Below are 16,062 nucleotides of genomic sequence, written 5' to 3' on the forward strand. Positions count from 1 at the left end.
ACCGTCGTCTATTTGGACAAGGGAACGAACGCCACGCTGCCACCCTCACGTTTTTGAAACAAACGCTCGCCATTGTCCGGCTGGGTGGTGATGACCTGGTGATCCGCGCCCAGGTACGCCAACGGTGTCGGGTCGTCCTTGGAATACTGCGCGACGATGATCGTGCGCTGCGGGTCGAAGGCCTTGCCGCTGGTTTTCTGCAGCCAGGCCATGAACGCTGCGCTGTCGCCCTGGCGCGGGAAGTCCTGGGTCTCGGCCACGTAGTAGAACGGCTTGCCAGCGTTTTGCAGGTACATCGGTACCTTGTTGTCCACTTCCACCAGCACCAGTTGCCATTGCTCCCACGGCGCGCTTTTGACCGCTTCGCTGCGCACATCCTCGGCCAAGCGGGTGACGCCGCCATTGCCGTTGCTCCATGGGTAGGCCACGCCAATGACCAGCAGCATCAACACGGCGGCGCAGGCGAACCCTTTGTACCAGCGCGGCCGGCTGGCGGGCCTGGCCTGCAGGCGTTCGCTGAGCCACCAGGCGCCGAGCAACTGGGCGAAGGGCACCAGCGGCAACACGTAGTAGCTGCGCCGGCTGCCACTGGCGGTGAAGAACACAAACAACAGGCCCAGGCCCCACACCAGCCATCGCACGTTGGGCGGGGTCTGGCGCCAGTGCCGCAGCGCCAGCCACAGGCCGAGCAGCCAGCACGGCAGCCACGGCAGGGTGTAGGCGGGCAGGTAGATCAGGTAGGTGTAGATCGGCCCCATGTGGTCGAAGGGGTCGAAGAATCGCACCACGTTTTCGCGGAATACCAGGGCCAGGCCGCTTTGCCCATAGGTGGGCGCACCGTAGATATGCGAGAGCACGAACGGCACGGCATATACCGCGGCGGCGATCAGCAGCGCAAGTAGCAAGCGCAGGTTGAGATGGCGCTTGTAGCGCTGCTCGCCGAGCAGGTGCGGCAGCAGGACCAGGCCCGGCAGCACAAAACCGATCAAGCCCTTGAACAGCGAGGTCACGGCCAGCAACAGGAAGAACACGGTGTAGCGACCCAGCCGGGTGTCGTCCGGCCCGCGCCAGTACCACCAGACGGCCGCCAGCACGCCGCACATCGTCAGCACATCCGCCGTGGCCACCCGCGCCCAGAACAGAAAGTAAAAGGTGGTGGCGAGCATCCAGCCGGCGATCAGCCCGGTGCCCTTGCGCATCAGTTGCTCACCGAGCAGGTAGACCAGCCACACACTCAGCCACGCACCGATCACCGAGGGCAAGCGCAGTGACCACGGCCCGAGGCCGCCCATCAGGTGGGCCGTGGCGGTGATCAGCCAGTAGGAGGGCAGGGGCTTGTCGTAATAGGGGGTGCCCTTGAGGTAGGGGTCGAAGTAGTCCCCGCTCTGTAGCATCTGCAAGGCGATGTTCGCCCAGCGGGTCTCCGGGCCCCACAGGTCGCGTGCGCCGATGCCGGTGAGCAGCAACAGCGCGGTGACGCCCAGCAACAGCAGCAGGGCGCCGCGTTCGGTCTTCCAGAAGGGTGTCATCAGGGCAGGCTCGGGTAGATGATCAATTCGAGATAACCCTTGTAGTAGCGTTTGCCGCCTGGCGGCAGTTGCCCGGCTTCGCGCATTTCACTGGTGCTGTTGACCCGCAGCAGCACGCCCACCGAGCCGTGCTGGCGCGCCTCCTTGAGCCAGGCCTGGACCCCGTCCAGTTCCACTTTGCGATGCACCGAGCCCGCGTATTGCAAGCCGTAGCGCAGTTCGCCCTCGGTGTCATACAGCGATACTTCTGGTCGTTTCAGGCGCCAGGCCAGGGCGCTGGCACTCCCCAGTTCATTGCTCAGCAGTGCCTGGGTCTGTTGCAGTTCTTCCAGGTGTTCAAGCACAAACTGGTCGGGCATTTCGTTGTCGGCAATCCACGACGGCATGCTCGCCGGCAACAGGATCACCAGCAGGCCGATGCCCAGTGCAGGCATTGCCCACAGCGTCAGTGGGCGAATCACTTGCAGCAGGTTGGTGAGAATCCACACCAGCAGCACGATGAAGGCCAGGGACAAGTTGAACATCTCGGCGTGGCTGTTGCTGTACAGCGGCCGGGCGATTTGCAGGTAGATCAGGCCGATCATGGCCGCCATGCCGATCACGAAGTTGAACAGGCCATTGAGGCAGATCGTGCGGGCTTTGCCCTGCTTGACCAGGTCGATCATCGTATGGCCCATCAGCAGTGCCAGGGGCAGCAGGCACGGCATGATGTAGGTCGGCAGCTTGCCTCGGCTCAAGCTGAACAGGCCCAGGGGCAGAAGCAGCCACAACGCCAGGAAGGTGATCGCCGGCTGGCGTTTTTCCTGCCAGGTCTTGCGCAGAGTCGTTGGCAGCAGACCGGCCCACGGCAGGCTGGACACGGCGATGATCGGCAGGAAGAACCACCACGGCCGCACATGCTGCGCGTTGTCGGCGCTGAAGCGGCGAATGTGTTCATTCCAGAAAAAGAAGCGCCAGAAGTCCGGTTCCTGAAGATGGATGGCCAGCGCCCATGGCAGGCACACCAGTACTGCGACCACCATCGCCAACGGGCCATAGCGCAGCAACTCACCCAGGCGACGCTGCCAGAGCATGTACGGCACGGCAATCAGCACCGGCAGCGCCAAGGCCAAAAAGCCCTTGGTCATGAACCCCATGGCGCAGGCCAGGCCCACGACGACCCAGGCCCAGAGGCGGCCGCGCAGCGTGGCACTATCGAGGGCAAACCACAGCGCCACCAGGCTCAGGTTGACCCAGAAGGTGAATTGCGGGTCGAGGTTGGAATACCCCGCCTGCCCGGCCACCAGGCCGAAGCTCAGGTAGAGCAGGGCACAGGCGAAGCTTTTGCGCGGGTCATTCCACAGGCGACGGGCGATCAAGTAGGCCAGCAGCACACTCAAGCCGGTGGTCAGCGCCGAGGCGATGCGCACGCCGAACAGGTTTTGGCCGAACACCGCCTGGCCCAGGGCAATCAACCAGTAGCCGCCGGCGGGTTTTTCGAAATAGCGGATGCCCATGAAATGCGGCGCCACCCAGTTGCCGGTTTGAAGCATCTCCTGGCTGATCTGGGCGTAGCGGGTTTCGTCCGGGATCCACAAACCATGCAGGCCCAGGGGCAGCAGGTAAAACGCAACGAAGGCCAGCAGTAATACCGGCAGGGGTTTTAGTCGGGTCATGCAAACGTCGCTCCCTGACGCTCTGAGATGTGGGTTTCAAGTGATGAAGTAATAGTGGAAAAAATCACAGCGTTCACACAATTGCAGAAAATATTCATGACGTCCTTAGTTAAAAGGCGCAACTAAACATGCCAGAACAGGGCTGTCTTTTTGCTGAACAGGGCGGGGAGTAAGTTAGTGGGTCTGTTTTAGCGCGGCAGGCCAATCCGGATTGTTGACGATGCCCAGGATCTTCAACTTGCCGTTGGGCAATGCCTGCACGAACAACGCGCTGCCGTATTCGGGGAACGCGGCATGGGGGAAGCCCTGGGTTTTTTCGAAGTCGGCGATGCAACCGCTGTGGGTAACGAACACCAGATTGCGTCCGGGGGTCTTTTGACTGAGCAATTCCTCGCCCATGGCCGTGCCGCAGATGGCCTGTTGGCCCGAGGTCAGCTCGTTTTTGTCGAACATGAAACGCAGGGTCTGCGCCGTGCGGATAGCGGGACTGGCGAGCACATCGCTGGTGTCCATCCCCATGGATTTAAAGGCGTTGCCGAGCTTTTCGGCCTGTTGGCTGCCGTGTACCGTGAGGCCTTCCATCGGGCCCAGGCACGGGTTGGCGGAGCGATCGCAACGCTCCTCATGGCGCACCAGTACGATCAGGTCGCCGTCGCGCCACAGCGGCATCACTTGCGAGGTCAGCAGGCGGTTGCCGATGCCCAGGTCCCGTGGCGACGCCGGCCAGAACAGGCTGCACACCAGCAGCAGGCCAACCACCGCAAGTCCCAGCCAGAGTCGTTGCAAACGCTTGAAAAAGTCCCGGGGCGAGCGCGGTTTGGTCAGGGTAAGGTCAACCACTTCATTCACCATGGGCATTGTTGGCAGTCTTGTATTAATTAGGCGCAACGTTTTAGCGAATGTCCTTAGTGGGACCAGAGGCTGTCACACGACGGCTGTCTTTTCGCTGAACACCTTGCATGTAAAAAGTTGTGAAAAAGGACAACTAACAAGTTGCCGGCAAGTGAGGCTTGGTGGGTAATTTAATGAGGCACGGGTGGGCAGCTGGTGAAATCGATGTGAAAAATTTGCGTGGCCTTGGTCGGCAGCCGTTATTCTCGATGGCCGCCCATCAAACGAGTGTTGTCATGTTGCAGGTGCAAGGTGTGATCAAAAGCTATGCCACCCCCCAGGGGCCGTTGGCGGTGCTGGCCGGTGTCGATCTGCACCTGGGCCAGCGCAGCAGCCTGGCGCTGATGGGCGAGTCGGGCAGCGGCAAGAGCACCTTGCTGCACTTGGTGGCCGGGCTCGACCGTGTGGATGGCGGCAGCATTCAGGTGGGCGAGCAGCGCCTTGATCAACTGAGCGAAGCGCAACTGGCCCATTGGCGACGTACCGAAATCGGCCTGGTGTTCCAGCAGTTCAACCTGATCGGCAGCTTGCGGGTCGAGGACAACCTGGCGTTCCAGGCGCGGCTGGCGGGGCGCTTTGACCCGCAGTGGCAGGCGCAGTTGATCGAGCGCCTGGGCCTGGGGGATTTGCTCAAGCGCTACCCGGAACAGCTCTCTGGCGGCCAGCAGCAACGGGTGGCGGTGGGGCGCGCATTGGCGTCGCGGCCGGGCCTGTTGTTGGCCGACGAGCCCACCGGCAACTTGGACGAGGCGACCAGCGACGAAGTGCTGCAACTGTTGCTGGACCTTTTGCGGGACAGTCCCACCAGCTTGTTGATGGTCACCCACAGCCCGCGCATCGCTGCACGGCTGGACCGCCAGGTGGTGTTGCAGCGTGGGCGCGTTCTAGCCGCAGGCGCCGCCTGAGATGGCGGTATTTCAGTGGACCTTGCGCGCATTGCTCAGCCACTGGCGACGGCATCCTGTGCAGTTTTTCAGCGTGCTCACCGGCCTTTGGCTGGCCACCGCACTGTTGATCGGCGTGCAAGCCCTCAACAGCCAGGCGCGTGACAGCTATGCCCGTGCCAGCCAATTGATCGGCGGTGAACCCCAGGCCAGCCTCGGTGCGCCGGACGGGGCGAGTTTCCCCCAGGCGATCTTCGCCCAATTGCGCCGCGCCGGGTGGCCGGTCTCGCCGGTGGTGCAGGGGCGAGTGCAGCTCAAGGGCCTGGAAGAGGTACGCCTGCAGTTGATGGGCATCGACCCGTTGTCGTTGCCCGGCAGCGGCGCCGTGGCGGGGCAGCGCTTGAGGCAGGCGCAGATGCTCGCCTTCTTTGATCCGCCGGGGCGTACCTGGATCGCGCCGCAGACCTTGCAGGCCTTGGGACTGCGCGAAGGCCAGCAACCGACCACCGTGGGCGGCCGCACACTGCCGCCATTGCAAGCCCAACCAGACATGGCGCCCGGCCTGTTGCTCACCGACATCGGGTTTGCCCAGCCTGTGCTGGAGATGCCCGAGCGCCTGTCGCGCCTGCTGGTGGACAAGGCATTCGCCGCCAGCCAGCCCACGCCGCCCGCCGGGTTGCAGCTCAAGCAAGGCGAGGACAACAACCTCGCACGCCTTACCGAGAGCTTTCACCTGAACCTCGACGCGCTGGGCTTCCTGTCCTTTGTGGTGGGGCTGTTCATTGTGCATGCCGCCATCGGCCTGGCCCTGGAGCAACGGCGCGGGTTGCTGCGTACGTTGCGCGCTTGTGGGGTCAGCGTGCGCATGCTGATTGTGAGCCTGAGTGTGGAGCTGGGCGTGCTCTCGTTGCTGGGAGGTGTGCTGGGCGTCGCCAGTGGCTACTTGCTGGCCAGTCTGTTATTGCCCGATGTGGCCGCCAGCCTGCGTGGTTTGTATGGCGCCGAAGTCCCGGGGCAGTTGAGCCTCAGCCCCTGGTGGTGGGGCGCAGGGCTGGGCTTGAGCCTGATCGGTGCGCTGCTCGCCGGTGCCAGTAGCCTGTGGCGGGCAGCGCGCCTGCCCTTGCTGGCGCTGGCCAATGCCCAGGCTTGGCATGAAGCCCACGGGCGCTGGTTGCGCCGTCAAGCGTGGGTGGCTGGCGCCGCCTTGCTGATCGCCTTGCTGGCGCTGTGGCTGGGCAATAGCCTGGCTGCCGGGTTTGTGCTGATGGCCGCCTTGCTGCTGGGTGCGGCGCTCGGTTTGCCGGTGCTGCTCAACGGCCTGCTCAAGGCCGTGTTGGGGCGTAGCAGTTCGGTGCTCGGCCAGTGGTTTCTCGCCGACTGCCGCCAGCAGTTGCCGGCCTTGAGCCTGGCCCTGATGGCGTTGCTCTTGGCGCTGGCCGCAAACATCGGCGCGGGCTCCATGACCTCGGGTTTTCGGCATACCTTCAACAACTGGCTGGAGCAACGTCTGACCGCCGAGCTGTATCTCAACCCACAAACCCCTGCCCAGGCCGAACAACTCGGCACCTGGCTGGCGCAACAGCCGTTGGTGCAGACCGTGCTGCCCACCTGGCAGGTCGCCGTGCAAGTGCAGGGTTGGCCGGCGGACCTGTTTGGTGTGGTCGATGATCCCACCTACCGCCAGCATTGGCCGCTGCTGGAGGCCACGAGCGAACCCTGGGACCAGTTGCAGAAGGGCGACACCTTGATGCTCAGCGAGCAGCTGGCGCGCCGGCTTGGGGTGAAGCTGGGCGATGCCGTGAATATCCCCACGCCTCAAGGTGTGTGGTCGCCGAAGGTGGTGGGGGTTTACGCCGACTACGGCAACCCCAAGGGGCATGTGCTGGTCAATTCACAACATCTGCTGGCGCACTGGCCGACGCTGTCACCGGCGCGTTTCAACCTGCGGGTCTCGCCGCCGGACGTGGCGCCGCTGGTACGTGAGGTGCAACGCGCCTTTGCCCTGGACGACAGCCGTATCGTCGATCAGCAACAACTCAAGGGCTGGTCGAGCCAGGTGTTCGAACGCACCTTCGCCGCCACTGCCGCGCTGAACAGCCTGACCTTGGGCGTGGCCGGCTTGGCGTTGTTCATCAGCCTGTTGACCCAGAGCCAGAGCCGCCTGGGCCAGCTTGCACCGCTGTGGGCATTGGGCGTCACGCGTCGGCAATTGATGCTGCTCAACCTCGGCCAGACCTGGCTGCTGGCGGTGCTCACATTGGTCCTGGCGGTACCGCTCGGCCTGCTGTTGGCCTGGTGCCTGGATGCAGTGATCAACGTGCAGGCGTTTGGCTGGCGCCTGCCGCTGCAGGTGTTCCCGTGGCAGCTGGCGCAATTGCTCGGGCTGGCGATGCTGGCGACCCTGCTGGCGTCGGCCTGGCCGTTGTGGCAGTTGTACCGCAGCCGTCCTGCGGATTTGTTGAGGACGTTTGCCAATGAAGATTAAGCCCCTGTTGTTGGCGTGTCTGTTACTGGCCGCTTGCGACAAAGTGCCCGCGCCGCAAGAGAGCTTTGCCGGTCTGGGCAGCGACGCGACGGATTTTTCCCAGGTGGTGCCGGGCAAGGTGTTCAGCTTCCCCGAGGATCACGGCCCCCATGCGGGCTTTCGTATCGAATGGTGGTACGTCACCGCCAACCTCAAGGACGCGCAAGGCAATGTCTTCGGCGTGCAGTGGACGCTGTTTCGCAACGCGCTCAAGGCCGGGCCAGTGCAAGCGGGCTGGCACGACTCCACCGTGTGGCTCGGCCACGCCGCCGTTACGTCCGCCACACGCCATTACGCTGCCGAACGTTACGCACGCGGCGGCGTCGGCCAGGCCGGAGCTCAGGCAGTGCCGTTCAATGCCTGGATCGACGACTGGAATTTCGTCGCCCGACCCGGTGCCGAGAGCCCTCTTGCGGACATGCAACTCAAGGCCAGCGGTGCGCAATTCGCCTACGACCTGCACCTGACGTCCGGCCGTCCATTGGTGCTGCAGGGCGACCACGGCTACAGCCGAAAATCCGACCAGGGCCAGGCTTCGTACTACTACAGCCAGCCATTTTTCAGTGCCCGTGGCAGCGTCAGCATTGACGGCAGGGTGTATCAAGTCAGCGGCCCGGCCTGGCTCGACCGCGAATGGAGCAGCCAACCGCTGACCGCCAGCCAGACCGGCTGGGACTGGTTTTCCCTGCACCTGGACCGGGGCGAGCAATTGATGCTGTTTCGTGTACGGCAAACCGATGGCACGTCCTACCTGACCGGCACCTGGATTGATCGCGAGGGCCATACACAAACCCTGCACAACGCAGATATCCAACTGACGCCTCTGGATACGACGACTATTGAAGGGCGCAAGATCCCCACTCGCTGGTCGCTGAAAATCCCCGGCAAGCAGCTGGATATCACCACGCAAGCGGTCAACCCGAATGCCTGGATGAACCTGAGTATCCCGTACTGGGAAGGCCCGGTGCAGTTCGAGGGTGGGGTGGGTTACCTGGAAATGACTGGGTATTAGGGTTGTTTCCGTAGGCTGTATTTCTATGCTGCGTAGGCAGCTTCCCAAATGTAAATCGCCCCCCCTGGACGTGTGTCCGGGGCGCAGGTGCTTGCTTATATTTCGACGCCATCTTCACTGCTCACAGGATGTGAGGCATGGCGCAAAGTTTTATCAACAACCGCGTAACGGACTATCAGAGCTTGAAAAACCGACTGATGGGCGGTGCCCCCAGCCGCCAGCGCTCCGCTCATTTTGATGTGTTGAACCGGCACCTGCGCCCCGGCCTGGTGGCGCCGGGGCAACTGGTGATTATTCCCGACAGCCACAGCGTGAATTGCTCGGTCGAGGAGGCCTGGTTGATGCGGCATGCCGAAAAGGTACGTCGCCATCTGGAGGGAAGTGCTGCGGCCGGCACGACGGTGATCGACAACTATGACTTGCTGCAGAGTTTCATGGCGAAGGGCTCGATTGGCATCGGCAGCGCGACGTCGGCCTGGGCGCGGCACCTGGATGAAGTGGCGCAGACGCTGGAGGAGATCGAGCGGTTGCATCAGCGGTTGAAGGACGGTGCGTTGGACAGGACGGCGTTTATTCAACAGCGCCAGGGGTTGTTCCGGCGGTTGGAGGTGCAACTGCACGGTGCGGCACGGTTGGGGACGGGGTTGCAGGGCAATGAGTCGCTGAAAAAGGTATTGGGCCTATCGACCAAGAGCTATCTGCATAAAGGTGAGATCGCCGGGTATGCGAAGCGGATGCGGGAGATTGCGCAGATGTCGAAGTGGTTGGGTAAAGGGACTTATGTGGGGTTGGCGCTGGATGTGGGAGTGGCGGGGTTGGAGATCAAAGAGGCGTGTGTGGAGGGGCGGGAGGCGCAGTGTAGACGGGCGAAGTATGTGGAGACGGGGAGGTTGGTGGGGTCAGTGGCGGGGGCTGCGGTCGGGGGAAAGTATGGTGCCAAACTTGCGATTCGTGGTTGTCGCATGTTTTTGGGGATTGCGCTGAAGGGGCGCGGTGAGCTTGCATGCGCAATCATTGGCGGCGCTGCGGGTGGGCAGACCGTAGGTAATGCTTTTAGTCATGAAAGTGCTTTATTGGGTGGAAAGATCCAAGAAGCCAATGGCGACGTGATCTTTGTACCGGAGGGAGCTTAACGGTGTCGTTTTTTCTTGCTTTCACCCTTGTGCATTTTGCAGGAGTGTTTGTCGTTTTGGGGCTGGGTTTTTTTGTCGAATATACAAAGCTCGACGAGGTGGAGAGTTACTTCAGCCAAAACGAAATGGTCTGCGGCAATAAGCGATTTTGGAGCCGAAATCGTTGGATCGACAGGCAATATCGCATGATGCTGATTGCTGAAATACTTTCAGATTCAAAGCGCCATCTGAAAGCTGGGTTGGTGACTGAGGCCGAACTGGCTTCCATTCCCTTATCGCTTAAGCGCTGGGTGGTTTGGCCCTATTACCTTGGGTTCATGTGGTTGATTGCAACAGCTGTCTGGAGCTTCTGGCGCTGGTGGTGTGACATCCCCATTCCATAGAAATTGAAATTCTTTCAAAAAATACTGTACATCCATCCAGTCATATCCTACATTCCATCCCAGGTGACCGGACGTCACCTGAGCTTCACTTTTTAACTATGGATGGATAAAAAATGAAATCGAAAAAAGCCTTTATGCTGGGCGCGGCCATGGCGGCCTCCTGCTTCGTTTCGGCCTTCGCCCTGGCCGAGCAATACCCTCACCTGGCTGCCCAAGCCGTTCAAACTGACATCAAGCAAAGCCTCAAGGCCGCCGGTAAAGTACCGGCCACCAAGGCCCCTGCGACGCTCAAGCAGCAACTCAAAGCGGGCGCTCAACTGAAAAAACCGGCGTTCGCCGCCAAGGCCCAGGCCGATTCGGTGGTGGAAGATCACGCCGCGCCGGCGCCGGTGACCCAGGTCAGGAAAGCCGATGCCCAGGCAGCGGCCGCCGTGCAGGCGGCACTGGTCCAGGGCTGCGAAACCACGCTGGACGTGAACCAGTTGTACACCCTCAATGGCGTGCAGACCGGTGACCTGCTGTGCTACCACTTCAACCTGCCACAGAAGGCGCGCATCAACGCGTTGCTGGTGGGCCAGACCGCAGGCACCGACATGTCGTTGACCCTGTTCCAGGACGATGGCCAAGGCAATCCGCTCCCGCTGGGCACCTCCAATAACCCAGGCACGGGCGATGAAAGCCTGAGCGGTGTGGTGCCTGCCGGTGACTACTACTGGTTCATGGAAGCCAACGCAGCGGTGCCGGGTTCCAGCTTCCAGTTCGGTGTGGCGGTGGATGCCAATATCGATGCCTATGAGCCCAATGACACGCCTGACACGGCGTTTCAACTGCCGGATACCCTGAACTACATCAAAGGCAACGCCGACAGCCTCAACGACGTCGACTACTTTGATTTCACGGCGGTTCGTGGCCAGAGCGTGGGTATCGCGCTGACGGCCGACGCGGCCAGTGGCAGCACGCGCAACAAGTGGATCCTTGAACGTTTCGATGGCAGCCAGTGGGTCACCGTGGGCGCGAATGTCGTGTCGACGTCGATCCCGAACCCGGGTGTCGGCGGTGTGGTCAAGGTGCGTGTTCGTCCGAACCAACACCCGAATGAGCCTTGGAGCGCGACGGGCAAATACAACCTGTCCTTCGGTTCCAACCCTCGGGTGAACAACCCTGATGTGAAAGGCGAAGGCAACGTGTTGCGCATTCCTTCCTCCGCGTCCAACGTGGGGTATGGCTACATGACCACCCAGGCCTATCGCGACCTGAGCTGGACCATGGGGCTGTCGGACAGCACCGGCGCACCGTTGGTGGGGCTGCACCCGATCGTCTACCTCGACCAACACATCAACCCGGACACCGGCGCTATTGTCTACAAAGGCTATTCGGCGGCCACCAACAGCGCCGGTCTGGCAGGGGGCACGATCAACGTAGGCACCTGCTTCGGTGACTTCCAGACCACCTTTGTCGACTACGCCCAGGGCTACAAAAACACCTGGCGTACCGACTTCAACTACGGCGTATGGCGTATGGAAGTGCTCGAATATCCGGGTATTGGCGTCGGCGGTGACAATGTCCAGTTCGTCAGCTTTGGCCACCTGTGCAAGCAGACCCTGCTCAGCAGTACCAAGAGCTAAGCGTGTTTAACCGGTAACCACCAGGGCATACAGGCCGAGCGCCTGTATGCCCTTTTTGCGTCAGGGCGCCAACGCCAGTGCCAACGGCAGGCGCGCCATGCTCGTACTCTTCAGCGAGCCCAGGTACAACCACTCGCCGTATTCCCGAGCGGTGGTAATGGGCGAGTAGTTGCCCGCGCTGCCATCCTGCAAATTGGCAATCACCTTGCCTTGCGTATCCAACCCCAGCACAAAGGCTTTGCGCTCGATCGGCTTGGGCACCACCATCAACGCCCGCACCATCACTTTGCGCAGCAAGGGGTAGCCGGCGAAGCCGTCCAGCAACGGGTTACGCGGTGAATACAGTGCTACCCAGAAACGGTCCTGGCCGTTGAAACTGAGGTTGTCCGGCAGGCCGGGCAGGTTGTCGATAAACAGGTCATGGCTGCCGGCACGTTCGCCCTTGAGCCAATACCGGCTGATGCGATAGGCGCCGGTCTCATTGACCAGTACATAATGTTCATCCGGGCCCAGGGCCACGCCATTGGCGAATTGCAGCTGGTCGAGCAGCACCTCGGTGGTGCCGTTGCTGAAGTCATAGCGCAGTAGCCGACCATCGCCGCCATGTTCGATCACCGCTTCGCCGTCCTGCCCATAACCCCAGCGGCTCGATGCATCGCTGAAGTAGGCATAACGCCCGCTGGCGTCCACGGTGACGTCATTGGTGAAACCGAAGGGGACGTTATTGGCTCCCGTGCTCAAGGTAGTGAGTTGGCGGTTTGCATCCAGGGCGAGCAGGCCCTTGATGCCATCGGCAATGATCAAGCGCCCATCCGGGTGCAGCGCTATTCCCAGGGGCCGACCGCCGGTATTGGCCAGTACCTCCAGGCTGCGGCTGTCGGGTGCGGTGCGGATGATGCGCCCGTCATGCAAGCCACTGATCAGATAACCCTGGGCATCCAGCAGCAAGGCTTCGGGCCCGGCGATGTCCTGCGCGCCGATCTTCTGCACGCCCTTGAGGCGCTGGTTTTCGGCGTAGGGGCCGTCCTTCAGCGACGGCGGCTTGGGCGGTGTCCAGTTCACCGGTTGCACTTTGGTGGGCATCAACAGCAAGAAGGCGATCACCAGCAGAAACAGCACAAACAACAGATGACGCAGTTTTTTGGGACGGGTACTCATGACGATTCCTGGTTGTCGTGGGGGTCCGGCTCCCAGTACAGGGTGCCGAACAAGTAATCCATCAGCGGGAGGACGATATTGAAATTGTGCCCCTGCATCAGCTCACGGCGGTGGTGCAGGGCATGCAACTGGTGCATCTGGCGCAGCCACGGCAGCCGTGCCACTGGGTGGTCGGCGGGCAGGTGTTCGCAGGCGTGAAACAATTCGTAAAGCAAATATCCGAGGAGCATGCACCCGGCGAACAATCCGGCGACGTTGGGGCTCAACTGCTGGAGCAGCCACCAGGCGGGCAGGGTGATCGCCAGGCTGTGCAGCACGATCAGCCAGGCCGGAAACAGAATGACGCGCCAGTCCCTAGGGCTGTCGTAGGTCATGTGGCCGGGGGTGAAAAAACTGTGGTGATCGCCGGTGTGGCGCGCATAGAACAGGCGGGCCAGGGCGTGTTTGTGGTGGCCGAGGTGGCGGTGTACCAGGTAGATACACAGGTTGAAGAACACCAGCGTCGCGGGCACGGTCAGCCATTGCAGCGCGGTGATCTGGTGCGTCGATGACCAGGCCAGGCTGATGCACGCGATGCCGTAGCCGAACACGAAACTGGCGTGGAGCCAGGGGTTGTAGTGGGGCGCGACTTGGGCGCGGTAACGGGCGCGAAAGGTCTCGGTGGGATGGGCCATGGCAGGCAGCTCGGTCTTTTTTGTTGGAGGCTGAGCTTAGTTGTTACTCAAGATTGTGCGAGGTTTTGTGGTGCACACATGAACACGTGTGGGAGGGGGCTTGCTGTGGCGAGCGGGCTTGCCCCGCGTTGGGCTGCGAAGCAGCCCCCCGTGTGACATTCCGACCGGGACTGTCAGAAATTTTGTGTTCGGGCATAACATGTAGCTAGAGGTGCATGTATGCCGACCAAAAAGAAAGCTGCCAGTGCAACAGCGAGGGAGTTGCCCTCGATCCCACAGGAGCTCATCGACCAGTTCGTCAAGGGGCCGATGAGTGCCGAAGCCATTCAGGACGCCTCCATGGCGTTCAAAAAAGCGCTGATTGAGCGAGCCTTGGGGGCCGAACTGGGGCACCACCTTGGTTATCCTCAGGGCGCGGAGCGCCCCGAGGATTCAACCAACCAGCGCAACGGTAAAAGCGGCAAGACGGTGCTCACAGACGATGGGCCGCTTCGACTGGAAATCCCCAGGGATCGAGAAGGTAGCTTCGCGCCGATCCTGATCCCGAAACACGAACGTCGATTTACCGGTTTTGACGACAAGATCATCGCCATGTACGCCCGCGGCATGACGGTACGTGAAATCCGCGCGTTTCTGGCGGAGCAGTACGGAACCGATGTGTCGCATGACTTCATCAGCTCAGTGACTGATGCTGTTCTGGATGAGGTTGGCGCATGGCAACAACGCCCTCTGGAACCCATGTATCCGGTCATTTTCTTTGATGCGCTGAGAGTTAAGGTCCGTGACGAGGGCTTAGTGCGCAACAAGGCCATCTATCTGGCGCTGGGCGTACTGCCTGATGGTACGCGCGACATTTTGGGTATCTGGATTGAGAACACAGAGGGCGCGAAGTTCTGGATGAAGGTGTTCAACGACCTCAAGACGCGAGGCGTTGAAGATGTTTTGATCGCCGTCACCGATGGTCTCAAAGGCATACCCGAGGCCTTGGGAGCAGTTTTTCCTGCCACCACGCTGCAAACCTGCATCGTGCATCTGATACGAAACAGTCTGGATTACGCGGCTTGGGATAAGCGCCGCCCGCTGGCCAAGGCGCTCAAACCGATTTACCAGGCGATTAATGCCGATGCTGCAGAGCAAGAGTTAAACGCTTTTGAAGCAGGGCCTTGGGGCAAGCAATACCCGACGGTGGTCGCTGCGTGGCGTCGAGCCTGGGACCGGGTGATCCCGTTCTTTGTCTTCCCTCCAGCCATCCGCAAGGTGGTCTACACGACCAACGCCATCGAAAGCATCAATGCTCAGTTACGCAAGATCATCAAGACTCGTGGGCATTTCCCGACCGACGACGCCGCGACAAAGTTGATCTGGCTAGCGTTGCGCAATATCACTGCTGACTGGAGCCGAGCGGCACACGACTGGAAAGTGGCGCTTAACCAGTTTGCGATTCTCTACGGAGACCGATTTACCAGGCCGAGCTGGTAAAACAATGGCCTACCTGACGGCAGGCCCAATCAGCCCGAACACAAAAAAACTGATACTCCCTTCCGACCGAAGCCGACCAGTGGCCCCTTGCGTCACCCGAATTTCCTTGTTAGCTTCTCGCAAAATGTTAACGATAACATTTGCTCTAACAATAAAAACAAAACAGAGAACCACGCCATGAAAATGCTCCCGAAAACCCTGTGTTTATTGGCTGTAAGCATCACCCTCGGTACCGCTGCCCCCGCTTTTGCCGACGCCGCCAAGCCGATCCGCATCGGCGCGTCCTTCCAGGAAATCAACAACCCCTATTTCGTCACCATGAAAAACGCCCTGGAAGAAGCCGGGGCGACCATCGGTGCGAAACTGATCATCACCGACGCCCGCCACGACGTGTCCAAGCAGGTCAGCGACGTTGAAGACATGCTGCAAAAAGGCATCGATATCCTGCTGATCAACCCCACCGACTCGGTCGGCGTGCAATCGGCCGTCAAATCCGCCCACGCCGCCGGTGTGGTGGTGGTTGCGGTAGACGCCCAGGCGGACGGCCCGCTGGACTCCTTCGTCGGTTCGAAAAACTTCGACGCCGGCTTCCAGGCCTGTGAATACCTGGCCAAGAGCATCGGCGACAAAGGCAATATCGCGATCCTCGACGGCATTGCCGTGGTGCCGATCCTGGAGCGTGTGCGTGGTTGCAAAGAAGCCGTGGCCAAGCACCCGGACATCAAGATTGTCAGCATCCAGAACGGCAAGCAGGAACGTGACCAGGCGCTGACCGTCACCGAAAATATGCTGCAGGCCCAGCCCACCCTCAAGGGCATTTTCAGCGTGAATGACAACGGCTCCCTCGGCGCACTCTCGGCCATCGAAGCCAGCGGCCTGGACGTGAAACTGGTCAGCGTCGACGGCGCGCCGGAAGCGATCAAGGCGATCCAGAAACCCGGCAGCAAATTCATCGCCACCTCGGCGCAATACCCTCGTGACCAGATCCGCCTTGCCCTGGGCATCGCCCTGGCCAAGAAGTGGGGCTCGCAAGTGCCGGCCACCATCCCGGTGGACATCACCTTGATCGACCAGGCCAAGGCCAAGGATTTCAGCTGGTAAACCACCCAGGCCCC

13 protein-coding genes are annotated in these 16,062 nt (G+C 61.2%); 8 read left to right on the top strand and 5 right to left on the bottom strand.

Features of this window, described 5'->3' with window-relative positions:
- Window positions 1-8: 8 nt before the first annotated feature.
- The 3 genes from NL123_RS10710 to pmrG form a co-directional block, all read right to left on the bottom strand.
- The gene (locus NL123_RS10710; RefSeq protein WP_494357731.1) at window positions 9-1,529 is read right to left on the bottom strand and encodes an ArnT family glycosyltransferase; all 1,521 of its coding nucleotides are present in this window, start codon (window positions 1,527-1,529) and stop codon (window positions 9-11) included.
- Window positions 1,529-3,184 carry a lipid IV(A) 4-amino-4-deoxy-L-arabinosyltransferase gene (gene arnT, locus NL123_RS10715; RefSeq protein WP_494357732.1) on the bottom strand — a complete coding sequence of 552 codons (1,656 nt, stop codon included), beginning with the start codon at window positions 3,182-3,184 and terminating at the stop codon, window positions 1,529-1,531. Before arnT ends, NL123_RS10710 begins: the two co-directional genes overlap by 1 nt.
- Before the next feature lie 174 nt (window positions 3,185-3,358).
- Window positions 3,359-4,036 carry a lipopolysaccharide core heptose(II)-phosphate phosphatase PmrG gene (gene pmrG / locus NL123_RS10720; RefSeq protein ID WP_248488231.1) on the bottom strand — a complete coding sequence of 226 codons (678 nt, stop codon included), beginning with the start codon at window positions 4,034-4,036 and terminating at the stop codon, window positions 3,359-3,361.
- Between the two features lie 275 nt (window positions 4,037-4,311).
- On the opposite strand from pmrG, the gene NL123_RS10725 reads away from it, so the two are divergent.
- The 6 genes from NL123_RS10725 (at window position 4,312) to NL123_RS10750 (ending at window position 11,636) form a co-directional block, all read left to right on the top strand.
- Window positions 4,312-4,980 (top strand): ABC transporter ATP-binding protein, encoded by a 669-nt coding sequence (locus tag NL123_RS10725; protein WP_248482632.1) that lies wholly within the window; start codon window positions 4,312-4,314, stop codon window positions 4,978-4,980.
- Window position 4,981: 1 nt separating this feature from the next.
- Entirely contained in the window at window positions 4,982-7,444 is a 2,463-nt protein-coding gene (locus NL123_RS10730; protein ID WP_494357733.1) for an ABC transporter permease, read from the top strand.
- Window positions 7,434-8,495: a lipocalin-like domain-containing protein gene (locus NL123_RS10735; RefSeq protein WP_494357734.1), complete on the top strand. Its 1,062-nt coding sequence runs from the start codon at window positions 7,434-7,436 to the stop codon at window positions 8,493-8,495. The genes NL123_RS10730 and NL123_RS10735 overlap by 11 nt, the downstream gene beginning before the upstream one ends.
- A 137-nt stretch (window positions 8,496-8,632) precedes the next feature.
- Entirely contained in the window at window positions 8,633-9,628 is a 996-nt protein-coding gene (locus NL123_RS10740) for a hypothetical protein (protein ID WP_494357735.1), read from the top strand.
- A 2-nt stretch (window positions 9,629-9,630) separates the two neighbouring features.
- Entirely contained in the window at window positions 9,631-10,011 is a 381-nt protein-coding gene (locus NL123_RS10745; protein ID WP_179029066.1) for a hypothetical protein, read from the top strand.
- 113 nt (window positions 10,012-10,124) lie between these two features.
- The gene (locus tag NL123_RS10750) at window positions 10,125-11,636 is read left to right on the top strand and encodes a hypothetical protein (RefSeq protein ID WP_494357736.1); all 1,512 of its coding nucleotides are present in this window, start codon (window positions 10,125-10,127) and stop codon (window positions 11,634-11,636) included.
- Window positions 11,637-11,696: 60 nt separating this feature from the next.
- On the opposite strand, the gene NL123_RS10755 is transcribed toward NL123_RS10750, so the two are convergent.
- Together NL123_RS10755 and NL123_RS10760 are read right to left on the bottom strand one after the other, a co-directional pair.
- On the bottom strand, window positions 11,697-12,794 hold the full coding sequence (locus tag NL123_RS10755) for an SMP-30/gluconolactonase/LRE family protein (protein ID WP_494357737.1): 1,098 nt from the start codon (window positions 12,792-12,794) through the stop codon (window positions 11,697-11,699).
- Window positions 12,791-13,468, bottom strand: a complete 678-nt coding sequence (locus tag NL123_RS10760) for a sterol desaturase family protein (RefSeq protein WP_494357738.1) — start codon at window positions 13,466-13,468, stop codon at window positions 12,791-12,793. Before NL123_RS10760 ends, NL123_RS10755 begins: the two co-directional genes overlap by 4 nt.
- A gap of 219 nt (window positions 13,469-13,687) precedes the next feature.
- Here NL123_RS10760 and NL123_RS10765 point away from each other — a divergent pair, with 219 nt between their 5' ends.
- Together NL123_RS10765 and NL123_RS10770 are read left to right on the top strand one after the other, a co-directional pair.
- A complete protein-coding gene (locus tag NL123_RS10765; protein WP_494357739.1) occupies window positions 13,688-14,947 on the top strand; it encodes an IS256 family transposase in 1,260 nt (419 codons plus the stop codon).
- A gap of 177 nt (window positions 14,948-15,124) precedes the next feature.
- Window positions 15,125-16,048 carry a substrate-binding domain-containing protein gene (locus tag NL123_RS10770; RefSeq protein WP_248482617.1) on the top strand — a complete coding sequence of 308 codons (924 nt, stop codon included), beginning with the start codon at window positions 15,125-15,127 and terminating at the stop codon, window positions 16,046-16,048.
- Window positions 16,049-16,062 lie beyond the last annotated feature (14 nt).

It is taken from the genome of Pseudomonas sp. FBCC-B1565, from assembly GCF_059133265.1.